The organism is Kordiimonas lipolytica, assembly GCF_042651265.1.
Lineage (GTDB): Bacteria > Pseudomonadota > Alphaproteobacteria > Sphingomonadales > Kordiimonadaceae > Kordiimonas > Kordiimonas lipolytica.
In genome coordinates this window covers 86,423-112,275 of record NZ_JBHSCR010000001.1, presented here as the reverse complement: position 1 = coordinate 112,275, position 25,853 = coordinate 86,423, and the positions used below count along the sequence as shown (strand labels likewise).

At 57.6% G+C, this 25,853-nt stretch carries 29 protein-coding genes, 2 tRNA genes and 1 riboswitch; of the genes, 11 read left to right on the top strand and 20 right to left on the bottom strand.

The annotated features are described in order from the left end of the window. Positions 1-2: 2 nt before the first annotated feature. From ACFO5Q_RS00510 to ACFO5Q_RS00500, 3 genes are all read right to left on the bottom strand, one after another. Complete coding sequence (locus ACFO5Q_RS00510; RefSeq protein ID WP_068150628.1) at positions 3-1,439, bottom strand: oligosaccharide flippase family protein; 1,437 nt, start codon at positions 1,437-1,439, stop codon at positions 3-5. A 31-nt stretch (positions 1,440-1,470) separates the two neighbouring features. Next, the gene (locus ACFO5Q_RS00505) at positions 1,471-1,851 is read right to left on the bottom strand and encodes a hypothetical protein (protein ID WP_380084276.1); all 381 of its coding nucleotides are present in this window, start codon (positions 1,849-1,851) and stop codon (positions 1,471-1,473) included. Positions 1,852-1,926: 75 nt separating this feature from the next. After that, the gene (locus tag ACFO5Q_RS00500; protein WP_156432025.1) at positions 1,927-2,706 is read right to left on the bottom strand and encodes a hypothetical protein; all 780 of its coding nucleotides are present in this window, start codon (positions 2,704-2,706) and stop codon (positions 1,927-1,929) included. Between the two features lie 152 nt (positions 2,707-2,858). On the opposite strand from ACFO5Q_RS00500, the gene ACFO5Q_RS00495 reads away from it, so the two are divergent. From ACFO5Q_RS00495 to ACFO5Q_RS00480, 4 genes are read left to right on the top strand one after another with little or no spacing between them, the layout of a single operon-like run. Beyond that, the gene (locus ACFO5Q_RS00495) at positions 2,859-4,496 is read left to right on the top strand and encodes a hypothetical protein (RefSeq protein ID WP_068150622.1); all 1,638 of its coding nucleotides are present in this window, start codon (positions 2,859-2,861) and stop codon (positions 4,494-4,496) included. 36 nt (positions 4,497-4,532) lie between these two features. Further along, positions 4,533-4,967 carry a hypothetical protein gene (locus tag ACFO5Q_RS00490; RefSeq protein WP_197421215.1) on the top strand — a complete coding sequence of 145 codons (435 nt, stop codon included), beginning with the start codon at positions 4,533-4,535 and terminating at the stop codon, positions 4,965-4,967. Next, entirely contained in the window at positions 4,964-5,392 is a 429-nt protein-coding gene (locus ACFO5Q_RS00485; protein WP_068150615.1) for a hypothetical protein, read from the top strand. The genes ACFO5Q_RS00490 and ACFO5Q_RS00485 overlap by 4 nt, the downstream gene beginning before the upstream one ends. Before the next feature lie 16 nt (positions 5,393-5,408). Then, complete coding sequence (locus ACFO5Q_RS00480; RefSeq protein WP_068150610.1) at positions 5,409-6,578, top strand: WG repeat-containing protein; 1,170 nt, start codon at positions 5,409-5,411, stop codon at positions 6,576-6,578. A 49-nt stretch (positions 6,579-6,627) separates the two neighbouring features. On the opposite strand, the gene ACFO5Q_RS00475 is transcribed toward ACFO5Q_RS00480, so the two are convergent. The 13 genes from ACFO5Q_RS00475 to ACFO5Q_RS00415 all read right to left on the bottom strand — a co-directional run bounded on the left by ACFO5Q_RS00475 (position 6,628) and on the right by ACFO5Q_RS00415 (position 15,405). Then, a tRNA-Phe gene (locus ACFO5Q_RS00475) sits at positions 6,628-6,703 on the bottom strand. Between the two features lie 100 nt (positions 6,704-6,803). Next, positions 6,804-6,998 (bottom strand): DNA gyrase inhibitor YacG, encoded by a 195-nt coding sequence (locus tag ACFO5Q_RS00470; protein ID WP_068150607.1) that lies wholly within the window; start codon positions 6,996-6,998, stop codon positions 6,804-6,806. A gap of 15 nt (positions 6,999-7,013) precedes the next feature. After that, positions 7,014-8,402 carry a ribonuclease E/G gene (locus ACFO5Q_RS00465; RefSeq protein WP_068150603.1) on the bottom strand — a complete coding sequence of 463 codons (1,389 nt, stop codon included), beginning with the start codon at positions 8,400-8,402 and terminating at the stop codon, positions 7,014-7,016. 1 nt (position 8,403) lies between these two features. Further along, positions 8,404-9,021 (bottom strand): Maf family protein, encoded by a 618-nt coding sequence (locus tag ACFO5Q_RS00460; protein ID WP_380084275.1) that lies wholly within the window; start codon positions 9,019-9,021, stop codon positions 8,404-8,406. Between the two features lie 22 nt (positions 9,022-9,043). Then, positions 9,044-9,262 carry a translation initiation factor IF-1 gene (gene infA / locus ACFO5Q_RS00455; RefSeq protein WP_068150598.1) on the bottom strand — a complete coding sequence of 73 codons (219 nt, stop codon included), beginning with the start codon at positions 9,260-9,262 and terminating at the stop codon, positions 9,044-9,046. Between the two features lie 168 nt (positions 9,263-9,430). Beyond that, positions 9,431-9,865: an arsenate reductase/protein-tyrosine-phosphatase family protein gene (locus ACFO5Q_RS00450; RefSeq protein ID WP_068150595.1), complete on the bottom strand. Its 435-nt coding sequence runs from the start codon at positions 9,863-9,865 to the stop codon at positions 9,431-9,433. After that, positions 9,862-10,359: a UPF0262 family protein gene (locus ACFO5Q_RS00445; protein ID WP_068150592.1), complete on the bottom strand. Its 498-nt coding sequence runs from the start codon at positions 10,357-10,359 to the stop codon at positions 9,862-9,864. Before ACFO5Q_RS00445 ends, ACFO5Q_RS00450 begins: the two co-directional genes overlap by 4 nt. A gap of 4 nt (positions 10,360-10,363) precedes the next feature. Then, on the bottom strand, positions 10,364-11,665 hold the full coding sequence (gene hisD, locus ACFO5Q_RS00440) for a histidinol dehydrogenase (RefSeq protein WP_068150589.1): 1,302 nt from the start codon (positions 11,663-11,665) through the stop codon (positions 10,364-10,366). Further along, positions 11,649-12,317 carry an ATP phosphoribosyltransferase gene (hisG, locus tag ACFO5Q_RS00435; RefSeq protein ID WP_068150586.1) on the bottom strand — a complete coding sequence of 223 codons (669 nt, stop codon included), beginning with the start codon at positions 12,315-12,317 and terminating at the stop codon, positions 11,649-11,651. The genes hisD and hisG overlap by 17 nt, the downstream gene beginning before the upstream one ends. 69 nt (positions 12,318-12,386) lie before the next feature. Further along, complete coding sequence (locus ACFO5Q_RS00430; protein ID WP_068150582.1) at positions 12,387-12,821, bottom strand: DUF2948 family protein; 435 nt, start codon at positions 12,819-12,821, stop codon at positions 12,387-12,389. 116 nt (positions 12,822-12,937) lie between these two features. Continuing rightward, positions 12,938-14,218 carry a UDP-N-acetylglucosamine 1-carboxyvinyltransferase gene (gene murA / locus ACFO5Q_RS00425; RefSeq protein WP_068150579.1) on the bottom strand — a complete coding sequence of 427 codons (1,281 nt, stop codon included), beginning with the start codon at positions 14,216-14,218 and terminating at the stop codon, positions 12,938-12,940. Between the two features lie 307 nt (positions 14,219-14,525). Then, positions 14,526-15,080, bottom strand: coding sequence for a dCTP deaminase (gene dcd / locus ACFO5Q_RS00420; RefSeq protein ID WP_068150576.1), 555 nt, complete (start codon positions 15,078-15,080; stop codon positions 14,526-14,528). A gap of 175 nt (positions 15,081-15,255) precedes the next feature. Then, positions 15,256-15,405, bottom strand: a complete 150-nt coding sequence (locus tag ACFO5Q_RS00415; RefSeq protein WP_197421213.1) for a hypothetical protein — start codon at positions 15,403-15,405, stop codon at positions 15,256-15,258. Positions 15,406-15,517: 112 nt separating this feature from the next. On the opposite strand from ACFO5Q_RS00415, the gene ACFO5Q_RS00410 reads away from it, so the two are divergent. Next, a tRNA-Thr gene (locus ACFO5Q_RS00410) sits at positions 15,518-15,592 on the top strand. Positions 15,593-15,613: 21 nt separating this feature from the next. Here the strand turns inward: ACFO5Q_RS00410 and ACFO5Q_RS00405 are convergent. Beyond that, positions 15,614-16,837 carry an AMP-binding protein gene (locus ACFO5Q_RS00405; RefSeq protein ID WP_068150573.1) on the bottom strand — a complete coding sequence of 408 codons (1,224 nt, stop codon included), beginning with the start codon at positions 16,835-16,837 and terminating at the stop codon, positions 15,614-15,616. 3 nt (positions 16,838-16,840) lie between these two features. Beyond that, positions 16,841-17,218 carry a photoactive yellow protein gene (gene pyp, locus ACFO5Q_RS00400; protein WP_068150567.1) on the bottom strand — a complete coding sequence of 126 codons (378 nt, stop codon included), beginning with the start codon at positions 17,216-17,218 and terminating at the stop codon, positions 16,841-16,843. 130 nt (positions 17,219-17,348) lie between these two features. Continuing rightward, positions 17,349-17,551, top strand: a riboswitch (cobalamin riboswitch). A 146-nt stretch (positions 17,552-17,697) separates the two neighbouring features. Between pyp and ACFO5Q_RS00395 the strand changes: the two genes are divergently transcribed. The 3 genes from ACFO5Q_RS00395 (at position 17,698) to ACFO5Q_RS00385 (ending at position 22,530) form a co-directional block, all read left to right on the top strand. Next, positions 17,698-19,593, top strand: coding sequence for a TonB-dependent receptor plug domain-containing protein (locus ACFO5Q_RS00395; RefSeq protein WP_068150564.1), 1,896 nt, complete (start codon positions 17,698-17,700; stop codon positions 19,591-19,593). Between the two features lie 196 nt (positions 19,594-19,789). Continuing rightward, positions 19,790-21,547 (top strand): tetratricopeptide repeat protein, encoded by a 1,758-nt coding sequence (locus ACFO5Q_RS00390; RefSeq protein ID WP_068150562.1) that lies wholly within the window; start codon positions 19,790-19,792, stop codon positions 21,545-21,547. 29 nt (positions 21,548-21,576) lie between these two features. Next, positions 21,577-22,530 (top strand): sulfotransferase family 2 domain-containing protein, encoded by a 954-nt coding sequence (locus ACFO5Q_RS00385; protein ID WP_068150559.1) that lies wholly within the window; start codon positions 21,577-21,579, stop codon positions 22,528-22,530. Positions 22,531-22,551: 21 nt separating this feature from the next. Here the strand turns inward: ACFO5Q_RS00385 and ACFO5Q_RS00380 are convergent, their stop codons facing one another. Then, positions 22,552-22,797 carry a hypothetical protein gene (locus ACFO5Q_RS00380; protein WP_068150556.1) on the bottom strand — a complete coding sequence of 82 codons (246 nt, stop codon included), beginning with the start codon at positions 22,795-22,797 and terminating at the stop codon, positions 22,552-22,554. 313 nt (positions 22,798-23,110) lie between these two features. Here ACFO5Q_RS00380 and ACFO5Q_RS00375 point away from each other — a divergent pair, with 313 nt between their 5' ends. The 3 genes from ACFO5Q_RS00375 (at position 23,111) to ACFO5Q_RS00365 (ending at position 25,591) form a co-directional block, all read left to right on the top strand. Further along, on the top strand, positions 23,111-23,407 hold the full coding sequence (locus tag ACFO5Q_RS00375) for an ArsR/SmtB family transcription factor (RefSeq protein WP_068150554.1): 297 nt from the start codon (positions 23,111-23,113) through the stop codon (positions 23,405-23,407). 125 nt (positions 23,408-23,532) lie between these two features. Further along, complete coding sequence (locus ACFO5Q_RS00370; RefSeq protein ID WP_068150551.1) at positions 23,533-24,564, top strand: permease; 1,032 nt, start codon at positions 23,533-23,535, stop codon at positions 24,562-24,564. 10 nt (positions 24,565-24,574) lie between these two features. Next, a complete protein-coding gene (locus ACFO5Q_RS00365; protein WP_068150548.1) occupies positions 24,575-25,591 on the top strand; it encodes an ATP-grasp domain-containing protein in 1,017 nt (338 codons plus the stop codon). Here the strand turns inward: ACFO5Q_RS00365 and ACFO5Q_RS00360 are convergent. Further along, positions 25,577-25,852, bottom strand: coding sequence for a hypothetical protein (locus ACFO5Q_RS00360; RefSeq protein ID WP_068150546.1), 276 nt, complete (start codon positions 25,850-25,852; stop codon positions 25,577-25,579). The genes ACFO5Q_RS00365 and ACFO5Q_RS00360 overlap by 15 nt on opposite strands. Position 25,853: the final 1 nt, after the last annotated feature.

Below are 25,853 nucleotides of genomic sequence, written 5' to 3'. Positions count from 1 at the left end.
CATCATGCCGCCGGTTTCTGGCCCCGAAGCGTTTCCATTATCTTGACAACCATCATGGGCTGCCAAAGTTTCAGGCTCAGGACATAAGTTGCAACAGAGACGAGGGCAAGCAGGATCAGTGCCTCAAGAGACAGATAATCCGGCCCCGCATAGAGGCGGAAGCCTATTGCCGGCAGCGCGCAAATGATGCTGATCCCAATCGGTCCTGCCAGCGCCCTCGCAAAAGCGTCCGGGGAAATCAGGTTGAGCTTTTTGAGTTGATATCCAGCCGTCAGGATATAAGCCACCGCCGGAACGGCCATCAGTACAGCCACCGTCTTCAGATCGAGGTAAAAGGCGGACATCAGCACAACAACCTTGGTGACATTGTCGGCCAACTGGTTGCGGATAAGCGCTGCCCCATAGCCGAGCGCCACCATGGCGGAACAAGCCAGTGATACAGGGCTTGCAAGCAGGCTGTAGATCACCAGATAGGGCGCGATGGCCGCAGCCTGTGACCATTGGTAACCAAACAGCGTCAGCACGACCTCGGGTGCGACGATCGCGAGCACAAGCCCCGCAGGCCATAGCATCATGGCATAAACATGTATCACTTCCTTCAGTACCGGCTGGCACGCCTTGCCCGCCTTGTTTTGTCGGGCAACTTCCGGCACCAGCACATTGTGGAAGCTCATCTGTGCCACCTGAGAGATCAGCCGTGGCAGGATGTAGCCTCGGTCGAATTGTGCGGCAGGCGCAAGGCCCAGCAATTTGCCCAGGATGAAATTATTGGCGTGGTTTCCGATCATGCCGATCACCGTCGCGGTGGAGAGTGTCAAACCGTAGCGGATGATGGTTTTTGCTCCGTCAAGACGGGGTAAAATGGGTATGTCCCGCCGGAACAGCGCGACCCCCACCATGATGGAGACGACCTTTTCGGCCACGATCGCCATGGCCAGTGCGAGCGCCCCATAGCCATAAAGAACGGCGACAATGGTGGTGATGGCGGAGATGATCATCAGGCCGCTGTCGATCGCAAGGAACCCCCGGAACCGCATGTCCCGCCGCATCAGGCCGCGCATGATGGGAACATGGGTGTTGAGCGCTGTGGCAAGGGCCGTCATCCGGGTGATGTCTGTAATAACGTCGGCACCGAAAAAGGCGCCAAGTGGCGCCGAAATCAGGAAAAGGATCAGCGCCAGCAGCAAATTCAGCAGCATGTTGACCGTAAAGACAGACCGCATCATGGGCTTGTCGAGCCCCTTATAGCTGGCGACGAAATTTTCCACGCCCGCGCTTTCAAAGGCGCGTACGAAGGCGGCGGCGGCCAGCGCCACGCCGAAGCTGCCAAGCTCTGTGGGCGTCAGCATGCGGGCAACGAAAATCGACAATCCGAACTGGATGCCGAGCTTCAGAACCGATGACAGACCGGAAAAATAAAGGGAACGCCCAAGCCCCATGGTGCCTCATCCCCTGTGAGAGCCAAAAAATTCATGTAATCAACAGGTTATCTGGGTGCAGCTTGAGCGTCCAGCATAATTGCGTCTGTGGCCCTAGAGCTGCCAGAGAAGGCGTGTGGCGAGGAAGTGATACACTGGTTCCACCACCGAGCCGTAACGCCAATGAATGAAGCGCACCTGCCTGTAATGCATGACGAAATTCTGCTTCAGCAGCTTCCTGAACAGCATGAGGCTCCAGAGCACGTCCTTCTGCCGCAACAGAAAGAAGGTCGCGGGCAGGAACGGGAAAATTCGGTAGAGCGCCGACCGGTGATTTTTGCCATATGTGATGCCTGCTTCCGACGGTCAGCCACAACTTTAGGCACCTTCTGGGATACTTCAATCCTTTTTCCGGGCCCAATTCCGGGGTCATTTTCCGGCCCACTTCATGATCGCATGGATGGTGTTGGATGGAAAATGCCCCGGATGATCCGGGGGAACTAGTGGGTCAATTGTCTGCAGGCTGGTGCGGGTTGGTCTGCAGGCTGTTTAGGGCGGCGGCGGGAAACTCTTTGTTCGCCGCCAGATAGGACGTCATGTCCCCCACCTTCATCAGCTTGATCAGGCGGCTGCCGTCTATGCCATTTTGGGTGGTCAGCCTCTCGTAAACAACAGGGTCAAACACGGAATATAAATTGCGTTGCCTGATGATGAGGTTCCGCCGCTCAGGGATCGACGCACCTTCAATCCGCAGAATATTGGCGTCCGGCAGGCCGTTCTTCAGCAGTAGTTCGCACTGGATTGAGTTGCGGGTGCAGCTGACCTTGTCGCCAGCGCGCACGATGTCTTCAAGGCTGGTATCAGGCTTTGCGCGTCCCCGCAGGCCATAGAGATAATAATGGGTGGTTTCAAGCGGCAGTATCCAGTGAAACTTGTCCTCACGGACGGCCGTGCGGTCGAGCGGGAAAATCAGGGCATGGGGGTTGGTTTCCGCGCGGCGGTAGGCGGCCGACCACGGCAGCATCGACGCCCGAAAGCGGATGTCGCGTTCTTCCAGAAACTCATAAACCACAGGCACCAGCGTGCCCTTTATCCGGCCGCCTGGGGCGGGTGCTGTGTAGGGCGGTATGCTGGCCGTATAGAGATCAAAATAGGCCGGTGCCTGGTCAAAGCCCGGGTCGTGGGCATGGGCTTCCTGGCCCATGGCTGAGACAAACAGGCCGATGAGCAGCGCGGCGCAGAAGGGCACCGTAGTGGCTAATATATTACCGGCTTGCCTGAATGTCATCGGTGCCTCGTCCGCCATAACTCGCTTTGATGAAGCTAATACATAGGCGGAAAATATGTAGGTCAAATGAAAAGTCAGGCGAAAGGGGCATATTTGCAATTTTACGGATGCTTGCCTAAAATCCCCAACTGGGGTCGGATGTCGGAGGGTTTATGAGGCAGCGGTTGAGCAAGCTGCGTTCCGAGTTTTGCAAAAAAAGTCAGAAGGCCGTCAGGCTGAAGATCGGGATCGCCGCTGTGGGCATAGCCAGCGGGTTGATCTCCATGCCTGCGGCTGCCCAGGTTGTCTGTGAAAATGCCTACAAGTATTTTGATGATCATAGCCACTGGAAGCGCGGTGTCGATGATGTTGTCGAGCCTGTGGTGATCCGGGAAAAGCGTCGGCAACTGAACGCCTGCGTTGCTGTTACGTCGAATGATGTGAACAAAGGCAAGGCTCTCTCCAGGCTGGGGCACCTCAGCTTGGCCGAAGACAATTTCCAGGAAGCCATCCAGCTTTATCGTCGAGCTGTTTCGGCCGCCAACTGGACAGTCGATAGCGAAATTAAGTTTCGCGATGATCTGGTCGGTGCAATTTGGGAATCGAAAGACCATCGGAGCTACATCCGCGAAGCCTCCTATATGCTGTCTCATTTCGGCAGCAGGTTGGGGTATCTGCAGGAACTGTTGTATGCGCGCCGGGCGATGGCGCATGAAAGGCTGGGCAACAAAAAGGCCGCGCTTGCAGACTTCCAACAAAGCGCGCTTCTGGACGAGAGCTTGCGCAAGGGAACCGCTGCGGAGCAGGCGCTGCGCATCATGCGCGAACAGTCCTGGCGCCCCAGTTGCGCTGTGCTCGATGCCTATGAGTTCAATGCCGGTGACGAGTTGACGAAAATTGACGACTGTCTGTCATCAACCAACCTGCCGTCGATCGACAAGGCGCGAGCCTACCGCTTACAGTCCTTGCTGTATGAGCGCGACAAAGACCCGGACGCATCATACCAAAGCCTGCTGAAGCTGATGCGGCTGCCCGTCGACCTTCCCACCTACACGGATCTGGACCGTGGGGACCTCTGGTTTCAAGGTGTGCAAAACGATAGCAGCATGATGCACCGGTTTCTGTTTCATATTATCCGGCAGGGCGACTTCAGCGACCTGTCTGCGCATATCCAGGATGTTGAAAGCAGCTACCGGTCCTTCCTTGAAAAGGCTCTGGCCAAAGGATCACCGTTGGAGCCCAGTTATTCCTTTTTCCTTAGTGTGGGAAGGAACACGAATGAAGAAATCGCCACGCGCTTCCTGTTGTCCTCTGTTGGATGGCTTGTCCAGAGTGGCGAAGCGGCTATTGATGCGGCCAAAAGTCTGCTGGACAGCCGCGTGTACAGGGTGAAAGGCCCCGGTACAAAGGCGCGCCTTCTCATGGCGCGAGCGGATATCCACCTCAGGAAGCAGAATTTGCGCGAGGCTGATAAGGATTTTGCCGCCGTGCTGCCACTCGCGAAAGAGGAGGGGCGTACTGGAATCAGGCGGTCTTCCCAACGGATGCGGGCATTGATTGCGGCAAATCAGGCCAGATTTTCCGACGCCTACGACTTGATGAACAAATATTTCGAAGGTCTGCCGGATACATGGCCAAGCATGGCGACCCCTGACCTGCTTGAGGCGGAGGTCTTACGCACTGACTTCGCCGCCCGCGCGGGTTTTGTTGATGAGGCGCGCAAGCATATTGAAATCCTGAAGGGCATTTATGAGCAGTATGGCCAACCGTGTGAACCCTGTGCCCAGATCGAGCAGAATATGGCCAACTGACGCGAGCGGAAAAGGGAGGAACAGGTGAAGCCCCTGATGATGACTGTTGCGTGTGTATTGTTGCTGGTGGTGTCAGGTATTTCGGCAATGGCTGCCGACAAGCCGCTGACACGGGATCAGGCGTGGGACTGTATCTCCTTTGGTGATGATATTTTGCGTGCCCAGAAACGCATGGATGACTATGCCCGCATGCAGCGCCATGCAAAGAAGCGCTATAATGAGACCACAAACCGGAACTACCAGCGGGAACTGGCGCGCGAGCATGACCGGTACCAGTCCCGCTATAATTCGAATGTAGAAGATTATAATGAAAACCTGCTACCGCGATATAACAAGCGATGCGTGGGCCAAACGCTGCTGGTGAGTGACTATGAAGCCGTCTGCAACACCCGTGCGCGAATGGACAACCCCTTCTGCAAGAGCTTTGGTGATTTACGGCGTGAGGTGATGCGCAAGAAGGGCTGGAAATGACGGTTCTGAAACTCAGTGCAGAGGATGTCGTGGCAAGGGATATTGTCGGGCGGGCATTCCTGCACGAACAGGGACAGTTCGTCTGCCGGGGCTATGTGGCGGACTTCACGGTTGAGGGCGACTATTGGACGCTCAAGGTCCGGGATGTTGAGTTTCTGGACAAGATGGCCATGGCATGGCGCCATGACACAGACATGGATCAATATGGTGGCAGCCTTTCCACGCACTGTTCCTTCGAGGAAGATACGATAGACGGCATCATCAGCCTCTCGGGCTATGGCATGGTGGTTCATGTGGCGCCGGCGTGTGACAACCCCTGGGGCGAGGTCGATTGGCCCGAACTGGATGGTTACGAGGGCGGCCCGATGGAAGGTGGGCCGCTGAGCAAGCGGGAAAAAAAGAAGCGGCGGAAGCAGCGGCGCTGAAGGTCAGGGTGAGACTATGAAAAATGCATCAACCATAGACTGGTGGAGCTGGAGTGGCTTTTTCTACACGTTTTTTGGCGGGATTTTTTGGTGGCTGCATTGGCAACCGGTTCGTTTTCTGGTGACGCTGGCCTATCCGCTGATATTGGGGTTTCTTGAGTATGCGCTCGCGCCCGATCTTGCTGATGGAGGAGCAGAGCGGGATGCCCCCTCCTGGGCCATTTACGCCATGGCAGCCTGGCCGCTGGTTATGGGGTTTGTGCAAAGTGATGCCGTCTATGGCGTCTATATTGAACGGCGGTCCAAACTTGCCGGAACCGCGTGCCTTCTTTTGTTTGCATTCGCCTTCCTCCTTAGCAAACCGGGGTATGATCTCCGTCACCAGCTGGCTGCAGAAATTTCTTCGCCAGCCATAGCCGCCATGGTGCGGCCGCCCGTTGACTGGCGGGAGCTCAAGAAGGAGTTTGATGAAGAGAAGAAGCGCTTCGGCTTTGTCGACCAGCATGGTGTCTGGGTTATCCCGCCCAAATATATTCACCAGATGGGGCAACTGACAGACAGGCGGTTCAGGGACAACCGCGCCCTTGTGGTGATGAGCAAAAAAGACCTCGGCGGCAGTAAGAATAACCTCACTTACATCGATTCGACCGGCACCGCCATCACACCCTATTTCAATGAGCTGTACGGCCGGTTGCCAGAGGGCGATCTGGCCTGCGTCAGTTTGGCACCGGAAGGGAAGGGGCTGGATCAAGAGGGTGTCATCAATATCGAGACCGGCGAGTGGGTCCATGGTCCTGGCCAGCCTATATTCCTGCATGAAACGAATTTTCGTGGCAGGCTGTGCCGCTATTTTGAAGAAGCGAATGTGATGGCTGTTGAACTGTCTGCTGAAGAGGTCAGTAAAAACATTGCACGCCACCAGGCGGTCTTTTATGGCCGCGGCGACAAGCTATTGTTTGAGAAAAGTATCGAGGTTCTCCTCAGCAGTGGCGACAAGTTCATCGTGGATGACAAGACTTTGCGGACCTTTCCAACATGCGTTGATGGAAGAATAGGTCCATATCGTGTGGAAAATCGTGAATATCTGCTTGGCATATATGATGGAAACGGCCGCAAGGTATCAGAAACCCGTTTCACACGCTTCAAGCCTTCCAAGGTGCCCTTGTCCCGGTGCCCGGCGCGTTGAGGTGCGAGGCCAACAAAAAAGCCGCCCATGACGGAGCGGCTTTTTTAAGTGGTGCCCGGGGGCGGATTCGAACCACCGACACGCGGATTTTCAATCCGCTGCTCTACCAACTGAGCTACCCGGGCATGCCATATCCGCAGCAATGAATACCGCGTCAGCGAAGGCGCTTATAGGCAATAACTTTGGGCCTGTCCAGCGCTGAATCGAATTTTTTTGACGTCTTTGTTACGAAGGCTCTGCCTCGCCAATATCGTCCGGTATTTCCGTGTCGCCGGGCAGAGTATATTCCTCGTTGAACCATTTCCCAAGGTCCACATCCGCGCAGCGCTTGGAGCAGAAGGGGCGGAATTGCTGAACGCCCGGCTTGCCGCATTCGGGGCACTTGCTGCCGGTTTTTGCTTTTGCTTTCTTGTCAGACATGCGTCTCCCTTTCTCTTATGCCCTGAGCCACACTGCTGGTTCGGCTGCCCCTTCGATCACCACGTCGCGCCCGGTCGCTTCACGGAGCGAATCGGTCACATCCGTGCGCGCCTCCAGCCACCGTTTCGTGCCTTCAGGTGCGGCAATGACAAGCGCGCCTGGCTCTGCCCGGTTTGCCGCGCGCACGCCGTCGCGCAGCAGCTGCAGGGCCTGTGCCTGTGCCCGGGCGCTTGGGGCGGCACGCACTATCATGCGGTCGCGAAGGCTCAGGCCCGACCGCTTGCGGTTGATTTCCATCAGGCCGAACTGCGACAGGCCCGTGTGCTGCACCGGCACAGTGTCATTCTTGAAGGCGGCATCCACGGTGTTCATCAGTTCCCTGGCGTGGCCCTTGGATGACATATCGATGAAATCCACCACCACAAGGCCGCCGATATCCTGGAACCTGAGGTGCCATGCCACAGCCATGGCCGCTTCCATATTGGTGATCAGTTTGGCTTCACCGGCATTGCGGCCCTTCAGCGCACCACCCATGTTCACATCCACAGCCGTCAGCGCCGGTGTGGGGGTGATGGAGATCCAGCCGCCAGACGGCAGATCAATCCGGTCCGAGAGCGCTTCTTCAACGGCTTCGTTGACGCCATATTCCTCGAACGCGGCGGTTTTGCCCTTGTATGGCTTCAGCCGGTCGGCCACGTCAGGCCAGTAGCGGGCAGCCATGGCCTTGGCATCTGCAAGCGCACTGCCACCTTCAATCAGGATTTCGCCATCGTCGTGGGGTGCGGCCAGCAGCGCTTGCGCCATGGGGCTGTGGGCGAACAACATGCCCGGCTTGTCTGCCATGCCCCAAAGCGCATTCATCAGCATCCCGGCTTCTGCCGCAACAGCTGCAGGCGGAACGCTGCCGGCGTGGCTGCGCACGATCAGGGCGGCGTTTGACGCCATATCCGTGAGAAGCGGGGCAAGTGCCTTTTGGGCCTTTGGCCCCAGGTCTTTTGAGAAGTTCAGTCGCGCGCCACCGGCTTCCACCACCACATAGCGGCCAAGGAGCCGTGGGCGCGGCGTTACTGGCAGTGCCTTGCCTTCAAGCGCGGAAGGTTCCGCCAGCACCTGCACGGTCAGCATGTCGCCCTCACGCACACAGTCGCTGATGCTGTCTGCGCGGCCTTTCACCAGCAGTTTCGCGCGCCTGAGGTTCATGGCACCCGCGAGCCCGTCGCCCAGGTCAAGGAAGGCCATGTCCAGCGTGCCGTCCACGCGGGTGACCCGGGCGCGGAAAATGGCGTCCAAGGGGCTCAGGTCCGCGTCGGTATGAAACTGGATGGTCTCTGCGAAGCCGTCTTCGTCCACGGTGGCGCTGCGCCACTCCAGTAAGCCGGGCTCGATGATGGTGAAGCCTGTCATGTCAGTTCTGCTTTAGGTGCGCGTTCAGCCAGCCACCCACTTCAAAGAGCGGTAGCCCGACGACGTTTGAGTATGACCCGGAAAGGAAGCGTACATATGTGGCGGCAAGCCCCTGGATGGCGTAGCCACCGGCTTTGCCGTCCCACTCGCCGCTCTCGATATAGTGGTCAATATCCATGTCTGAGAGGCGCTTGAAGGCGACAACCGTGGTGACCGATTTGGTCAAGTGTTTGCCGCTCGGTAGCACGATGGATATGCCGGAAATCACCTTGTGCCTGCGGCCGGAAAGCATCTTCAGGCACATGCGTGCTGTGGCTTCGTCTTCCGCTTTCGGTAGGATGCGTTTGCCCACGGCCACGACTGTGTCGGCCGCCAGAACGAGCGCGCCAACATGGTCAGGCGCGATAGCTGCTGCCTTCTCCCGCGCCAGGCGTTCGGCGTGGGGCTTTGGCAGTTCATCCCTGAAAGGTGTCTCGTCAATATGGGCCGGCGCGATGGCGTCCGGCGTTATGCCGATCTGCGCCAACAGATCCCGTCGCCGCGGGGATGCCGAGGCGAGGACGAGTGTTTGAGCTGTTTGGGTAGCTTGCGCGCCCTTCTGGGCGTCATGTGGGCGCACGGCCATCAGGTCCCGACCGATCTTATTTGAAACGGTAGGTGATGCGGCCTTTGGTCAGGTCGTATGGCGTCAGTTCAACCAGAACTTCGTCGCCCGCCAGCACACGGATGCGGTTCTTGCGCATCTTGCCTGCGGTATGACCCAGAATCTCGTGGCCGTTTTCAAGTTCTACACGGAACATGGCGTTTGGCAGCAGTTCGGTCACTTTGCCGCGCATCTCCAAAACTTCTTCTTTAGCCATTTTATCTCCTTGTTATGGCTTTCAATTCGCGCACATACATGAAGCGTGTGCAGCCGAAATGCAACATTTTTGGCGTTTCGGGGGCTAAAAAGTCAGCGGTTTGTGGTGATTTTGCCATGAATGACCCAAATTTAGTGCCACTTTTACCGCACATAAGCCGATTATGGCCTAATAGGGGAAGCGGTCGGCGATGCGGCACTCCAGATGATCGCGCACAAGCCGGTAGCTGTCCATGATCTGATTCCGGTTGCCTTCTGCGTCGGATGGATCGGGCGTGGGCCAGAACTCAAGCGCAACATTTGCGGCAGAGGCATCCTTTTCAATGCGGTCCTTGGCCTCCTGGGTCAGCGCTACAATCAGGTCGAACGCGTCCAGTTTCACGTCAGCGAGCGTCAGTGCTTTGTGGTTTGAAATGTCGATGCCTTCTTCCTTGAGGGCGGCGACTGAGAAAGGATCAAGCGCGCCCGCGATCAGCCCGGCCGATTCGACAAACAAGCGGCGCTTCGAATGTTTGCTCGCCAGCGCTTCGGCCATCGGGCTCCTGACGGCGTTTTGGTTGCAGACAAACAGAACGCTTTTCACGGGTTTTTGCGCGTCTGTCATCGTGGTCCCCGGTTTTCCTTGAGGTGCAACACGCACACCAGGGTGAAAAGGCGCCGCGCAGTTTGCGTGTCCACCTTGATCTTGCCTTCAAGACGTTCCTGCAGCAGTTCACTGCCCTGGTTATGAAGCCCGCGGCGGCCCATGTCGATCGCTTCGATCTGGCTGGGGCTGGCGGTCTTGATCGCCTCATAATAGCTGTCGCAGATGGCGAAATATTCGCGGATGATGCGCCGGAACGGTGTCATGGCCAGTCGGAAGGTCATCAAGAGGTCATCGTTTGTGGACTTCACGTCGAAGTTCAGCCGTCCTTCAATGGTCGCAAGCGTCAGCTTGTATGGGCCTTCGTATGACTCGTCGGCGGATTTTTCCAGCTGGAAGCTGTTTTCCTCGAGAAGGTCGAAGATGGCAATGCGGCGCTCGTGCTCGACGTCCGCGCTCCAGCGCACGACCGTGCTTTCATCCAGTGTCACATCTACGAGCTTATGAGTAGCCATGGCTCTATTGTTTAGGGTCTTTCAGCCGAATGGCAACCGAAAGTGCATGTGCGCCCAAACCTTCTTCTTCCGCGAGCCTTACAGCTGATGGCCCAATGGCCTGAAGGCTGGCTTTCGTGCAGCCCACAAATGTGGTGCGTTTCATGAAATCATAGACACTGAGGCCGGATGAAAAGCGCGCCGCGCGCGCGGTCGGCAGCACGTGGTTTGGCCCGGCGACATAATCGCCGATAGCTTCGGGCGTGTAGCGGCCAAGAAAGATGGCGCCCGCGTTCCTGACCCGGCCTGCGAAGGCGTCAGCGTCATCCATCGCCAGTTCAAGGTGCTCCGGTGCCAGCCGGTTCACCAGTGGCACAGCCTCCATCAGGCTGTCCACGATGACGACAGCGCCATAGTCGGTCCAGCTTGCGAGCGCGATACTGCGCCGGTCAAGCGACGCCAGATGGTCTTCAACCGCGGCCATAACCTGGCGCGCGTAGGCTTCATCATCGGTGATCAGGATGGATTGTGCCGCCGTGTCATGCTCAGCCTGCGAGAGTAAGTCTGCCGCGATCCAGCGCGGGTCGTTCTTATTGTCAGCGACCACCAGGATTTCCGACGGGCCTGCGATGGTGTCGATGCCCACCTTGCCGAACACCTGCCGCTTGGCTTCGGCCACAAAGGCGTTGCCGGGGCCGACGATTTTATCGACTGGTGCAATTGATTCGGTGCCATAGGCAAGGGCGGCCACAGCCTGCGCGCCGCCGATGCGGTATATTTCGGTCACGCCTGCGAGCTTGGCGGCCGCCAGCACGAGGGGGTTCAGCACATCATCGGGTGTGGGCACAACCATCACCACCCGGTCGACGCCCGCGACAGACGCCGGAATGGCGTTCATCAGAACACTTGATGGGTAGCTTGCGGTACCGCCCGGCACATAAAGGCCAGCGGCCTCCACGGCCTGCCAGGTCTGGCCAAGGCGCACGCCCACCTCGTCTGTATAGTCCAGGTCGTCCGGGATCTGCTTGGCGTGGAAGGCGCGGATGCGGTTTGCGGCTACTTCGAGCGCGGCCATGGTCTCCGCGTCCACTTGTGCGCAGGCAGCCTCAACCTCGGCGTCGGATATGGCGAGGCCGCGACCGCGCGCGTCGAACCGGTCGAACCTGAACGTCAGGTCATAAAGCGCGTCATCGCCCCGGTCCTGAATGTCCCGCAGGATGTCGGTGACCACATCGCGCACATCCGTCGTGGTTTCGCGTTTGGCCGACAGGAGTGCCTTGAAGGCGGCTTCGAAGTCGGGTGCGCGGCTTTTAAGAATTTGCGCCATCTTGCACAGCCTCCCTGAAACGGTCGATCCAGTAGCTGATCTCGCGCGGGCGAGTTTTGAAGGCCGGGCGATGCACCACAAGGCGCGAGGTGATGTGTGTCAGCACCTCCACTTCCTTCAGCTTGTTGGCCTTGAGAGTGCCGCCGGTGGACACAAGGTCAACAATGCGGCGGCTGAGCCCCAGCTGCGGCGCCAGTTCCATGGCGCCATTCAGCTTGATGCATTCGGCCTGAACCCCGCGTTCGGCATAATAGCGCCGCGTCAGGTTCGGGTATTTGGTGGCCACGCGAATGTGCGACCATTCGCGCGGGTCTTCCGTGGCTTCATCTTCCGGCATCGCGAGCGACAGGCGGCAGTGGCCGATGTCCAGATCAAGCGGCGAATAGAGGTCAGAATATCCAAATTCCTGCAGCACATCGTTGCCGACAACCGCCATGTGGGCGGCACCGAAGGCAACGAAGGTTGCGGCATCGAACGCGCGCACACGGATGATGGACAAGTTCGGGATGTTGGTGTCGAACTGCAGGGCGCGGGATTTCGGGTCATCGAACGCGGCTTCCGGATGGATACCGGCAGCTTTCACGAGTGGCATGACTTCCTCGAGAATGCGGCCCTTCGGCAGGGCGAGTACCAGTTTATCTGTGAGTTCCATCGGTCGGTTCCGGTTCGCTTTTATAAAGTACAAAAGAAATGGTGGCGGCATGGTGCTGCCAGGGTGGACTTAGTCCGCATGATGGGGGCGTTCAAGCGCTTCCCATTCATCGCCCATGTCTGAAAGCGTGGCATCAATGCATTCGGCCGTCAGCCGGATGCTGGCCCCGCCGGCGAAATTCAGCATGATGAAATAATCGACACCGTTTTCATGAACCTCGATATCCAGAAGCTCAAGCACAGTATCCTCATCCTTGATGTCAATGCCGTGAAGCTTTGCCGCCAGGATGCCGTTCATGTGAAAACCGGTGCGCACGCGCTCGCCCTTGGGGCGGAAAAACTTGCGCTTCTTTTCCCAGCGGAAGCGGTTGCCGACAAAAGCGAAGCGGTGCTCTTTCGGCAGCCACGCAATGTCGCCCACGCGCACGGTGGTATCCTGCAAAAGGCCTGACATGATGGTCAGGTCCTCTTCGGTGTGGCTGATCAGTTTCAAAGGGTCGCTCATAAAGCACGGTTTCCAATAGTCAGAATCGACTGCAATGTAGGCGGCATGCCCCCATGCTTCAAGTGGTTTCCCATTAAGGAAGAGCGCAGAAAATCTATTGGAAGCGTTTGGTCCGGCTAGTCTGGCATGCGTTCCACATTCGCGCCCACGGCCTTGAGCTTCTCTTCAAGCCGTTCATAGCCGCGGTCCAGGTGATAAAGCCGCCTCAGTTCCGTCTTGCCTTCCGCCACCAGGGCGGCGAGCGCGAGGCCCATGCTTGCGCGCAGGTCTGTGGCCATCACGGGCGCGCCTTTCAGCCTGTCAACAACGCGCACGGTGGCGCTGGAGCCAGTAACCGTGATGTCCGCGCCCAGACGGCACAGTTCCGGCACGTGCATGAAGCGGTTCTCGAAAATGGCCTCGGTGATCACGCTGGCGCCGTTGGCCACGCAGGCGAGCGCCATGAACTGGGCCTGCATGTCGGTGGCGAAACCAGGGAAGGGCTGGGTGACGATATTGAAGCCGTGGATATGGCCGTTGGATTTGACGCGGATGCCGCCGTCCTCAACCGTCACGATACCGCCCGCTTCTTCCAATTTATCAAGCGTGGCCTGCATGTCATGGGCCCGCGCGCCTTCAAGCAGGAGGTTGCCGCGCGTCATCAGCGCCGCGACAGCGTAGGAGCCCGCCTCGATCCGGTCAGGCATCACTTCATGTTCGGCGCCGTGCAGGCGGTCCACGCCCTCAACCGTGATGGTCTCATGCCCCGCGCCTTCAATTCGCGCACCCATGGCGTTCAGGCAGGCTGCCAGATCGGCGATCTCAGGCTCGCGCGCGGCATTCTCGATCACCGTCGTGCCCTTCGCGAGCGTGGCGGCCATCAGCGCATTTTCGGTGGCACCGACTGAGACAAACGGGAAGCGGATGTTGCCGCCCGTGAGGCCCTTTGGTGCGCTTGCCCTCACATAGCCCTCGGCCACGTCGATCTCTGCGCCCAGCGCTTTCAGGGCCTTCAGGTGCAGGTCAATCGGGCGGGTGCCGATGGCGCAGCCGCCGGGTAAACTCACGATCGCTTCGCCCGCGCGGGCCACAAGGGGCCCCAGCACCAGAATGGATGCGCGCATCTTGCGCACGAAATCGTATGGAGCGACCGTGTCGTTGATCTGCCCGGCATCGAACGTGAGGCTGCGGCCCGCAATGCGACCGCCCTGTCCGCCCGCCATGGTGACAGTGACGCCCATGTGATTGAGGAGATCCGCAAGCGTCGTGATGTCCGCAAGGCGCGGCATGTTATGAAGCGTGAGAGGTTCGGCAGAAAGAAGGGACGCACACATGAGCTTGAGCGCGGAGTTTTTCGCGCCCGAAATAGGAACCACGCCTTCAAGCCTGTTCCCGCCCTCAATAACCAGTTTGTCCATCAGTCTTTGTGCCCTTATTCAATTTCGTGTCTGTGAAAGCCTAACTTGGCCCCCAATAAAGGCAGCTTGGCGGCGATGATGTGCGAACAAATTGTCCATCAGTTAGTTGAACAGGCTTGTAAAAAATCCGACGATAAAAAGAAAGCCTGTAGTTTGCAGTGCCGTTTCGGGGTTTCCTGAAAAAAGATACCCACTAATGCCGCCTATTCCTCCTACGAGAGACCCCACAAGAATGTGCGTCCAAATGGTGTCTTTAGTTTCGGGGGTATCTGGCATTTTGAAAACCCTGCACGCTTTGGCAAACGCCTTAAAGCTTCGGCAGGGTAACGCCGGTCTGGCCCTGATATTTGCCGCTGCGGTCGCTGTAGGCGGTCTCGCACGGCTCGTTCCCTTGCAGGAACAGGAACTGGCAGGCACCTTCGTTGGCGTAGATTTTTGCGGGCAGTGGGGTGGTGTTGGAGAACTCCAGCGTCACATGGCCTTCCCAGCCGGGCTCGAGCGGTGTCACATTCACGATGATGCCGCAGCGGGCATAGGTTGATTTGCCAAGGCAGATCACCAGCACGTCTTTTGGAATGCGGAAATACTCGACCGTCCGCGCCAGGGCGAAGCTGTTCGGCGGGATAATGCACACATCTGTGTCGCGGTCGACAAAGCTTTTCGGGGAAAAGTCTTTTGGGTCGACGATGGCGCTGTCCACATTGGTGAAAATCTTGAACTCAGGCGCCACGCGGGCGTCATAACCATAGGATGACAGCCCGTAGGAGATGTTATCCTTCCTGACCTGCCCGTCCACAAACGGTTCGATCATGCCGTGTTGTTGTGACATTTCGCGAATCCATTTATCGGACATGATGGCCATTGGCGTCTCCCCTGAGTGGCTTTTGTTTGGCTTTTGCCCCAACCCACAGGGGCACAGTTATTTCCCGCATTAGTAAGCCAATCGCTTGTGCGCGACAAGCGTTAAACCTACCAGATGTAGCTTTTAAAAGGCGGGGTGAGGTGTGAGCGGAAAAAAGCCGTGAAGGCGCGGCCATTTAGTCTTCGGTCTTGCGCGTCCGCTGCTGTTCCTTGCGGCGGCGCAGGTTGGCGCGCAGGGCTTCTGCCAGCCGGGCCTGTTTTTCGGCATCCTTCAGCTTGCCTGAATCCTGCTTGATTGGCTTGTCGGTTTTTGTCTTTTCGCTCATGCGACCACATTTGCGCCAAAGCGCGGCGATTTTCAAGATTGAATGTGCGCGGAAATTACTTATTGACTCGCGCCGGGGGCGCTTATAGAAGATCGCTCGCAAGACGTGGCCTGCTGCTGTAGCTCAGGGGTAGAGCACTCCCTTGGTAAGGGAGAGGTCGGAAGTTCAAATCTTCTCAGCAGCACCACGCTTTCTCTTTCCCGACAATTTAGTGATCTGAAGCAGGTTGAAACCGGATCTCTGGTTCACAGCAATTTTCCACGTGCGGCGCCAGCGCTTCCTGCACAGATGCGTGGACTGAATGGGGTATGTCCGGGTCTGCTACTTCAATATCAGCGATAAGGCGCTGTCCCGTTTCCCGTTGTTCGACCCTGATTGACGCGCTGCCGACGCCCTCTATCATGCTCACAGCCTGCTCCATCGACGAAATGCACAGGTTTTTGCTGCCAATTTGCACCATTCCATCAAGCCGCCCCGAGATACTGAACTGGGTGTCATCATGCCAGACAAGCTTATCCTGAATGGGGGCAATGAACTTTTCCGCCGCATGACGAATGCCGCTGCCTTCCCTTTTCCATAGTGGAAGCAGGGCAAAACTGGTTGCGGGCAAGTCTCGCCAACCGATCCCCAGCGTTTCGGTTGATCCATACACCTCGATCAGATTTTCCATCCCCTGTTCGACAAGTTGACTGCCGCTTGACGGAGGCATCGGTGCGGTGGATGTCACGCCGGAAAGACCCTGGGGTAGTGCCAGACCCTGCCTGGATACTGTATCGAGCATTCGCTGCCAGAAGTCGGGTTGCCCGATGATCAGGTCACCTTCCCTGAGCGCGGCGATAGTGGCCCCAGGCATGGAATAGCGCACGTCCAGAACTTCTACGTCCAGTTTTCTGGGCAGCAGGCAGGTGAACAGAAAGCCATAGATGTGATGACCGGGCACCGCGCTGACGATGCGCCTGCGGCCCGTGAACATGTCCGCCCAAACATCTACTTCTTCCAGAAGGCGGTTCATGGAATGTTTGACAAGTTTGGGGCTTCCGGTCGTGCCTGACGTCCGGAAGCCGATGCCTTCATCAGGGGTATCCCCTGCCAGCAGAATGCTTTGGGCCTGCAGCGCAATTTCGGCCCAGTCGCCAAGAGTGCGCCTGGCCAGCAGTAAATCATCCAGCCCCGCCTTGCCTATATGGAACATGTCAGACACCGATGTAGCGACATCCATCAGATTAAGGGATTTTAATGCAAGACCCGGATGCCCTTCATGTCCGCTGTCCAGACGTGTGTCCGGGGTCAGGGCTTCCGTGAAGGATTGGCCGCGCAGTTTTCCCACTTCCTGGCGAACAAGGTCTGCTACTGCCCGGAAGAAAGTCATTTGATCGTCTTCAAGGCAGGTGCGCGAGGGCTTTATTGTGGCAGTTGGGGGCTGGATGGTCATCAGCTACATCCGCTTGACGAAGATCCAGATATTATCCCCGACAATCGCCTTTTTCATGTGCACGTTCACTTTGGTAGGCGACATTTGGTAGTCAAAAGTATAGTGGAAGATGACGCTTTCTTCCTTGCCGTCTCGAATGTTCTCAAACCGACCGAAGAACTCCTCTGTTTTTGTGCAAGGTGCTACGCTTTCGAAGAAATTTTCCCCGATAACCGCGTCTTTGTCGCGACCTGTAATGGCGCCTTCTGTAGCGTTGTAGCGCAGGATTTTGCCGGTGGAGTCGAGCTCGATCGCGCCAAAAGCAAGGCTGTCGATCTCTTTGTCGGACATTTTCGCAAGTGTGTTTTCAATATTGTCCTGGTCGAATTGAACTATAGACATTCTGAGTATCCCTTTTAGTTAGACTGCATTGTGAATACGGGCTGGACGGCGTGACAGATCACACCACCTGTCAAAGCCTGGGGCACCTGAATGAGATGATCTTTCTGTTGTATTCAGCCCCATCAGCCTTTAAGCATGGCGCACGCGATGGTTCTGTTGCCCGTATGGGCAAGAGCGAAGAGGGAATGCGGTAAGCCCAGAGGGTAAATCCGCAGCTGTGCCCGCAACTGTATGTGTGGAGTGTCCCCCAGTGGGCCCACTGGCGATAGCCGGGAAGGGCGGGGAACACGGTGAAACACAAGCCAGGAGACCTGCCATCCGGTCGCCCATTTCCTCGGTCGGGTCAACCATGGGAAGCGGATTTCCGTACCGGCGACAAGGTCGTTGCTGTGTACGGAGCTTGTCCCTCTCATTTCCGACAATCTCCTTTTTACAGCTTTTTTTGTATGGGCCCCTGTGGCCGAATATGGAGCTTGTCCATGTCCAGACTGTTTCCCCTGAAGGCGCTCGTGCTCGCCAGTACCGCGCTTTCTTTTGCGCCTGCCGCGTCCGCGCAGGACGAAGATATCGAAGAATTCGTTGTGACCGCCGGGCGGCGCGTCCAACCTGTGAGTGAGGTCGCCAAAAGCATTTCGGTGATGAGCGCGGCAGAGCTTGAGCGCCGCCAGTACCAATATGTGGTCGATGCGCTTCAAAGCTTGCCGGGTGTTGCCATCAACCAGAATGGTACCTTTGGCGGTGTGGCCACTGTAACCATCCGTGGCGGGTCATCGGACCAGACGGTGATCCTGATCGATGGTGTTCAGGTGAACGATCCGTCAGCGCCGGGCGGTGGGTTCGATTTCTCAACCCTTGATCCAAACGGCATCGAGCGGATTGAGGTGCTGCGCGGTCCGCAGGCGGTGCTTTACGGCTCTGACGCCATCGGCGGCGTGATCAACATCATCACCAAATCTGGCGAAGAGGGATTCGCTGGCGAGGTCTTTGGCGAATATGGCGCTTATGACAGCAAGCGCATCGGCGGTTCCGCGCGTGGTGGCTCAGGCCGGGTCAATTTCAACCTCAGCGCATCCTATTTCGATACCGACGGCATCTCTGCTTCTGATGGCGGCAAGGAAGCGGACGGGTATGAAAGCCTGACCGTGCGCGGCAAGGTGCGCACCAAGCTGTCAGACAACGTGCGCTTTAATGTTACCGCCAGCTATACCGACACTGAAAGTGAGTATGACGCTTTCGCCCTGATGGATGACTTCAGTTATGCCCTGACCGACACGGATGACATGAGCAAGTCTGAGGAATTTTCCATCGCTGGGCGTGCCTATATCGATCTGATGGACGGGCGGCTGTCGAACACGCTGTCCGTGGAATATTCGTCCATCACGCGCGACAATTTCAGCAAGGGTGCCTTCGCGTTTGGCGCGGAAGGCGAGCGCCTGAATTTTGACTATCTGGGCATTCTTGAAGTCGCGGATGGCTGGACACTCACGGCCGGCGCGCAGCATGAAGTGACAGAAGCCAAATTGCAGGACCCTGAGCCCATCTCTACAGACAGCCTGTTCGGCATCCTTTCGTATGACGGCATCGACGGGCTGACGATCTCTGGCGGTGTGCGGCTGGATGACCATGAAACCTTCGGCTCTACAACGAATGGCGAGTTGAACGCATCCTATGTGGTTGAAGGTACCGGCACTCAACTGACAGCTGCCTGGAGCGAGGGCTTCAAGGCGCCGAGCATTTTCCACCTGACCTTCTCCTGCTGCGGGTTCGATTCCAACATCGCCCAGGCAGACGCAGTCAAGGAAGCAGCGCTTCGGCCTGAGCGGTCCAATAGCTGGGAGGTCGGTTTCAAACAGCCTTTCCTGGATGGCCGGGCAACTTTCAGCGCAACCTATTTCAACCAGGACACCAAAGACCTGATCACCTTCACCTTCACAGACGGTTACCGCAACATCGAGGAAACCAGCGCCAAGGGCGTGGAGCTGGAGCTGACGGCTGACCTGACGGACAACGTGAACCTCAGCGCCAACTATACCCATAACGCGGCGCGCGACCTGACGGCGGACCAGCAGCTGGCGCGTAAGCCGAAGAATGAGGCCTTCGCCGCGCTCAGCTGGCAGGTGTGTGACCGGCTGACCACCAATGTCAGCATCACGCTGAATGGCAAGGAATATGACACCAGCGTCGATTTTGTGACCGGCGAGCGCGAAGTGGTGGATGTCTGGACCCGCGTGGACCTGAGCGCTGCCTATAAGCTCACCGACACGGTGGAACTGTTTGGCCGGATCGATAACCTGTTCGATGAAGACTATCAGCAGGTGTTGGGTTATGGCACGCCGGGCATTTCCGCCTACGCAGGCGTTCGTGCCCGCTTCTAGGCGGCAGGCAAATAGTCGGGGTGGCCATCGGGCTGCCCCGGTCCATTCGACAGCGGCTGAGGCCAGCACCTAAGGCCCGGCAGGCGGAACTTCACTAAACCTATCGCGTAGGGACCGTGAGTTGACACCCGTTGCCTGCCATGTAATAGCACCCTCAACGCACGAATTCGTGGTGACTTAAACAGGTGGGGGCCTCATGTCACGCAATCAGGAGCAAGACCGGTTTGCACGCGTTTTTCGCGACTACCTCTTGCAGGACATTCCGGATGTCAAAGACGGTGGGCATGTTCCCAAGCGACTAATCCAGTTCTGGGACAAGGAGCCACCCGAGGATGTCGGGCGTATGCTGGCGCTCAGCAAGGCTTGGGCGGACAAGCATCAGATTGACTATATTCTCTATGATGAAGAAGGGGCGCGGCGCTATCTGGCTGACCGCGATATTGATGGAAAACCCCTTCTGGACCTGTTTGATCGCTGCTTCCACCCGGCCATGAAGGCGGATCTTTTTCGCTTGGTCTATCTGCAGGAATTCGGTGGCTACTATCTGGATGCGGACAATGGCGCGACCGATGGTGCTTTGCCTCTTTTTGACCTTGATCGGGATATCTTCTTTCTCGATTACGGGCAGCGACGGGTGCAGAATAATTTCATGGCTGTTGCGCCCGGTTCAAAGCTGATCGGGAATGTGTTGTCGGCTGCAGCCATTAATATCCTTGAGCACGCAAGCGAAGATGTAGGTATCGGCACGCTGACCGGCCCCTATGTCTTCACGACAGAGCTGGCAAAACTGCTGCAGCAGGGCAGCTATAGCTGCTATCTGGTGGATTATCTCAGGAACCTGAAGATTGCACCGGGCCCTGAGGCGGTGTTGGGCCAGAACCTGAGCTATAAAAAGTCGGATCAGAACTGGCAGCGTGCACAGGCCGGGCCCATCGCTGCCCGGCTCAGGAAAAACCTGACCACGGGCGAGCCGACGATCGCCGATTATCGTGAACTGTGCCGGGTTTCGCTCAAGTTCGGGATTGAACTCAATGCGGTTGAAGAAATCGCTGCCATGCATTGGGAGAAGTGGCGTCGGCATTCCGCTTGTATTGAATTGCGCAGCCGGGTGCTGATCAGGCTGGGGCGCCTTGTTGAAGCGAGTGACCTTTTGACAGAGGCTTATGATCGGTATATGCGGTCGCCCTGGCTTTTGAAGGCGCTTTCTGGGCTCAACATGAAGCCGGGACGACTTGAATTCGCAGAGACGCTCGCGCGTCAGGCGGTGGAGAAGGCGCCTGAGGACCCGGACGTGCATGCCCAGCTAGCGGCAGTTCTGAAGGCGCGCCAGCATCTGGCGGAAGCAAAGGCTGTCACAAACCTGGCGCGGCAGCAGTTTCCGGATAGCGCTCGCCTCAAGAAACTTTCAGCTGACCTGGAAACGGCAGGCAGCCTGGAAGCGGAAATCGCCGACATGATGGAACATCTGGCCGCGCCCCAGACAACCGGTAGGGACCGCTTTCTGTCGCTGTCGCAGACCTGCCTGCAGTATGGCTTGCAACTGGAGGCAGTCGAAAGACTGGCCGCAGCCTGGTGGCATGACTGGCAGGCATTGCCCCGGTGTGTCTGGATGCGTGCACGCGTGCTTGAAGCGTTGAGCCGGGAAAGAGAGGCCCGGGATGTTCTGGAGGCTGCGTATAACGACAATTGCCGGGCGCCGAATGTTCTGATCATGCTGGCTCGGCTTATGCTTGAAGCGGGTGAACCGTCGCTGGCCCACGGCGTGGTGTCTCAGGCTGTGGCAAAGGTGCCGGGTCGGGTGGACGCAAAGATATTGGAAATGCAGGTTCTTGATGCCCTTGACGATAACGCTGGGGCCCAGGCCGTCTGGCAGCATCTGCAGTCCCAGCACAGCCAGCATCCACTTGTTGCAGCGCTGGGCAGTCGTGATAATACAGACCTGAGGCAGCCATGACGGCTGGCACGGACATTGGCGGATAGCGCATGATCGACCATATTACACTCAGGGACACCGCGCGGGATTCTGTGCTGTCGAAACAGCTGGGTTACGGCTATGTGCCCATCAGCAAGGCGGCCAACACCAATGTGAAGCGATTCCTGTGGCAGGTAGAGCATGAGCTGGGGCATTGCCGGCCTGTGGGCAAGCAGTATTTTTCCGTCCATAACTATGGCTGGCGGTTTGCGAATCCTGACGCGCGCACGCCGTGGCTTGGCTTCAGGAAGTCGGGCATTGAGGCTTTTTACGAGGCGCTTCGGGGCCGTCGCATGCTTACCATTGTGCGCAACCCCTATATCCGTCTGTTGTCGGGCTATCTGGAAAAGATCGTTGCCAAAGTGGATGTTGAGCCGAATATTCCTGCGAAGTTCCAGCTGCCGCGCAGGCCAGAGAGTTTCGCCGATTTTGTCTATATGGTCTGTGATCGGCCAAATGCGCGCACCGATATCCACTTCAGAAGCCAGACCTACGCCAGTCTTTTCGATTTTATCGCTTATGACTCGGTGGGTCATGTGGAGACGCTGTCATCGGACCTAGCAGGCTTTTCCGCAGATGCCTTCGGGCAGGATTTTAGCCACCTGCTGTCTGAAAAGGCGGATCACGCCATGAAGGCGCGGCAGAAGCTGAAGGATCATTACACGCCGGATATCGAACGGGCGATCTATGCCCGGTTTCGGGATGATTTCCTGAATTTCGGGTATGATTATGACCTGGAGGCGGTCTTGCCGGTACGGCCGGTGGCACGCCCGGGTGCATTGAATGCCTGTCTTGAAGAAGCCGCACACCTGTGTGCGCCCACCCTACGGCAAGAAGAGCCAGCCCCAAGCGATCGTGCGCTTGAGGCGTCAAAGAAGCTTCTGGCCCGCCTTGAAGCCGGCCAGGCGCTCAGCGGGTTCGACAATAGCCTCGCGCCCTATGCGCGCAACCTGTTGCAGAAATAAGCGTCAGAGAAGACTTGATCGTCAGGAGCGGAAAAGCCCTGCTGCCCGGTCTGCCATGTTGGCGACGGCAAGAAGGCCTGCGAGAACGGTGCCGCACGCCAGCAGCATCACAGTTGCGCCTAGCTCACCATTCTGGTGGCAGGACTTGATGCGATTGATGAATGTCCACTTCACCAGCGGGCTTTGTTTCTTCGCGCAAGCGAAAACGTCCGTGTCGGTGGTGTGGTCAAAATCGGTGGGGCTCTGAGCTCTTAAGAAAAGCTCCATTGGAAAAATCTCCTGTATGGATTGCTGAAACACGCGTTCAGGCGTCTCGCTGGCGCGAGAAAGTTTCAAATCTAATTATTTGAAAAGGAAGGTGTGAACGTATACACGCCTTTTTGTTGCCATAAACCACTTTGTTCCGTGCGTTGATGGTTATGATATAGGGGTATTATATTTAGAATTCAAATGATTTGTGCAGAAAGTTTCCGTGACGGTCCGGAAACGCCAGCGGGTTTGTTGCAAGGATATCACAGTCGAGACCTTGACAAATTGCACCAAACCACATAACTAGAAATGTAGTTTTAAGGAGTGCCCCATGAAGGATGAAACCGCCGCCACTGTCTTTGCCTCGCTGGGTAATCCGGCCCGGCTTGCTGTGCTTCGGCTTCTGGTTCGCGCGGGCTGCGACGGCATGAATGTGGGCCAGTTGCAAAAGCATCTGGATATTCCGGCTTCGACGCTTGCGCATCATATCAGCCACCTGGTGCGCGCCGGTACGATCAAGCAGGAACGCCAGGGCCGCGAGGTGATCAATGTGGCCGACTTCAAAACCCTCGGCGAGGTCGCGACTTTCCTGACCGCTGACTGCTGCGCCGGCGTGCCACTCAAGTAGAGCGTGCCGTGCCGCTCAAGTAAAGCGCGGTCCGGATAGAGAGCGGCCCTGGCCGGGTTGTGACAGCGAGAAAAGCTTCGGCTTTTTTTTTGAGACAATATAACTATAAAACTAGGTTTATAATCATGAATGATATCGCCAGAAAAGATCAAACCATCCTGCAATTGCCGAAGCCGGACAAGCTTCTGATATTGTTGTTTGCACTGTTCGTGGGGCTCGCCCTGTGGGATGAGCCGCAGGCCATGGCCTCCCTCTGGTTTGTGTGGGATGCGGTGTTGGGTGTGTTTCCCTTCCTTATGCTGTCGGTCCTGATTGCCGCTCATGCCAGGGCCTCATCACTGGACCGAATGATCGCAAAAGCATTCACCGGCCATCTGGCGGTGATGATCATCAGCGCCGCCGTGGTGGGCGCTTTCTCACCCTTCTGTTCGTGTGGTGTGATCCCGCTGGTAGCCGCGCTTTTGGCCATGGGCGTCCCCTTAAGCGCCGTGATGGCCTTCTGGCTGGCCTCCCCCATCATGGACCCGACGATGTTTGTCATGACTATGGGCACGCTCGGGTTTGAATTTGCCGCCTTTAAGGCTGTGGCTGCTGTAGGCATGGGGCTGGTGGGTGGCTTCAGCGTGGCCGCCCTGCAGCGGTTCGGGGCATTCCGCGACCCGCTCCGCCAGTCCGCCGCCGGGTGTGGCTGCGGCGCGCCCGATGTATCGGGCAAACAGCCGATCATATGGCGCTTCTGGGGTGATGCTGCACGCAGACTGATGTTCCGTGAGGCGACGCTGTCGAACGCATTCTTCCTGGGGAAATGGCTCGTATTCGCCTTCACGCTTGAAAGCCTGATGGTCGCCTACATGCCGGAGGGCCTTGTGATGTCCGCATTGGGCGGGGAGGGCGCAGGCCCTATTTTCCTGGCGACGGTCATCGGCGTGCCAGCCTATCTGAACGGTTATGCGGCATTGCCGCTTGTCAGCGGCTTGATCGGTGAAGGCATGGAGCCGGCGGCGGGTATGGCCTTCCTGCTGGCGGGTGGGGTGACATCCATCCCGGCGTCGATTGCTGTGTTTGCGCTCGCCCGTCTGCCAGTGTTTGTGGCCTATCTTGTGCTCGCGCTTTTAGGCACGCTTATCTTCAGCTTCGGCTTCCAGCTTGTGATGTAAGGAGCGCCCCATGACCGAGACCGAACCATTCCTCTTTATCATGGATCCGGCAGAAACGCTGAACCTAGAAACCGAAACCTCGCTTCTGTTGATGGCTGAGCTGATCACCCGCGGTGTGCCGGTTTACTGGGCCGAAGCGGGTGATTTGATCCTTCGGCAGAACACGCTTCAGGTTCGGGCACGGCGGGTCAGGGGCGCAATGCCGCTTGAGCGGGACGAGGCTTTGGAAATGTGGACGGGCGACTTTGGCGCCGTTCTTTTGCGCACCGATCCGCCGGTGGATGAAGCCTATCTGCAGCTGACGTACCTGCTGGATTTTCTGCCGGGCCATGTGCATCAGTTTAACCGCATCTCTGCGCTCAGGGACCTGAATGAAAAACTGCTGCCGCTGTACTGGCCGGACCTGGTGCCACCCACCCTGACCACCATGAATGCGGCGGCGCTTGAGGCATTTGTTGAAGAGCATGGCACCGCTGTGCTGAAGCCGCTTGGGGATTGTTCCGGTCGCGGGATCACACGTGTCAGTACATCCGATCGAGGTTGGCGTGAAAGCGTGCAGTCTTTCATTGGCGCAGGCGGTGGTAGGCGCATGGTTCAAGTGCAGGCCTTCCTGCCGGAAGTTACGGCAGGCGACAAGCGGGTATTCCTGCTGAACGGTAATCCCATTGGCGCGGTTAACCGTGTGCCGCGTGACGGTGCCTATCTGGCCAATATTCACCAGGGCGCGCGGGTTGAAAACACACGGCTGACGGGCCGCGAGCGGGAGGCGGTGGCGCGCATAGCACCGCTCCTGAAAGCGCGGGGCCTCATGCTGGTGGGCGCTGATTTCATTGGTGGCCAGTTGACGGAACTGAATATCACCAGCCCGTCCGCCGTGCGCCAGATCAACGCGGTGATGGGCGCGCAGCTTGAAGTGCAGATTGTGGAAGCGATGCTGGCTGCCGTGTCTGGCGATAGGTCGGACAACATGCCGGGCACTGGCCCCATGGCCGCGCCCGACACAGGCTCCGCCTTATGCTGCGCGTAAGGCGTCAGACGTGAGGCGCTCGAACCCGAAATGCTGAACGCTCGGGCGTCCTTCGAACTGGGCGGCGATAGCATGGCTGTGCCAGTCCTTGCTGCCGCTGCTGCTAATCACAACGCGTGCCCGTTCGCCGGTTTTCTCGGTCTCGATCACAGACGGTAGAATGCCATGTTCGCGCATATAGGTAAGTACCGCGGTAAGGTCGCTTGCGCATTCCTCGGTAACAAACGTGTAGCGAACGAACTGGTTCTGGCCCTGTGCCATG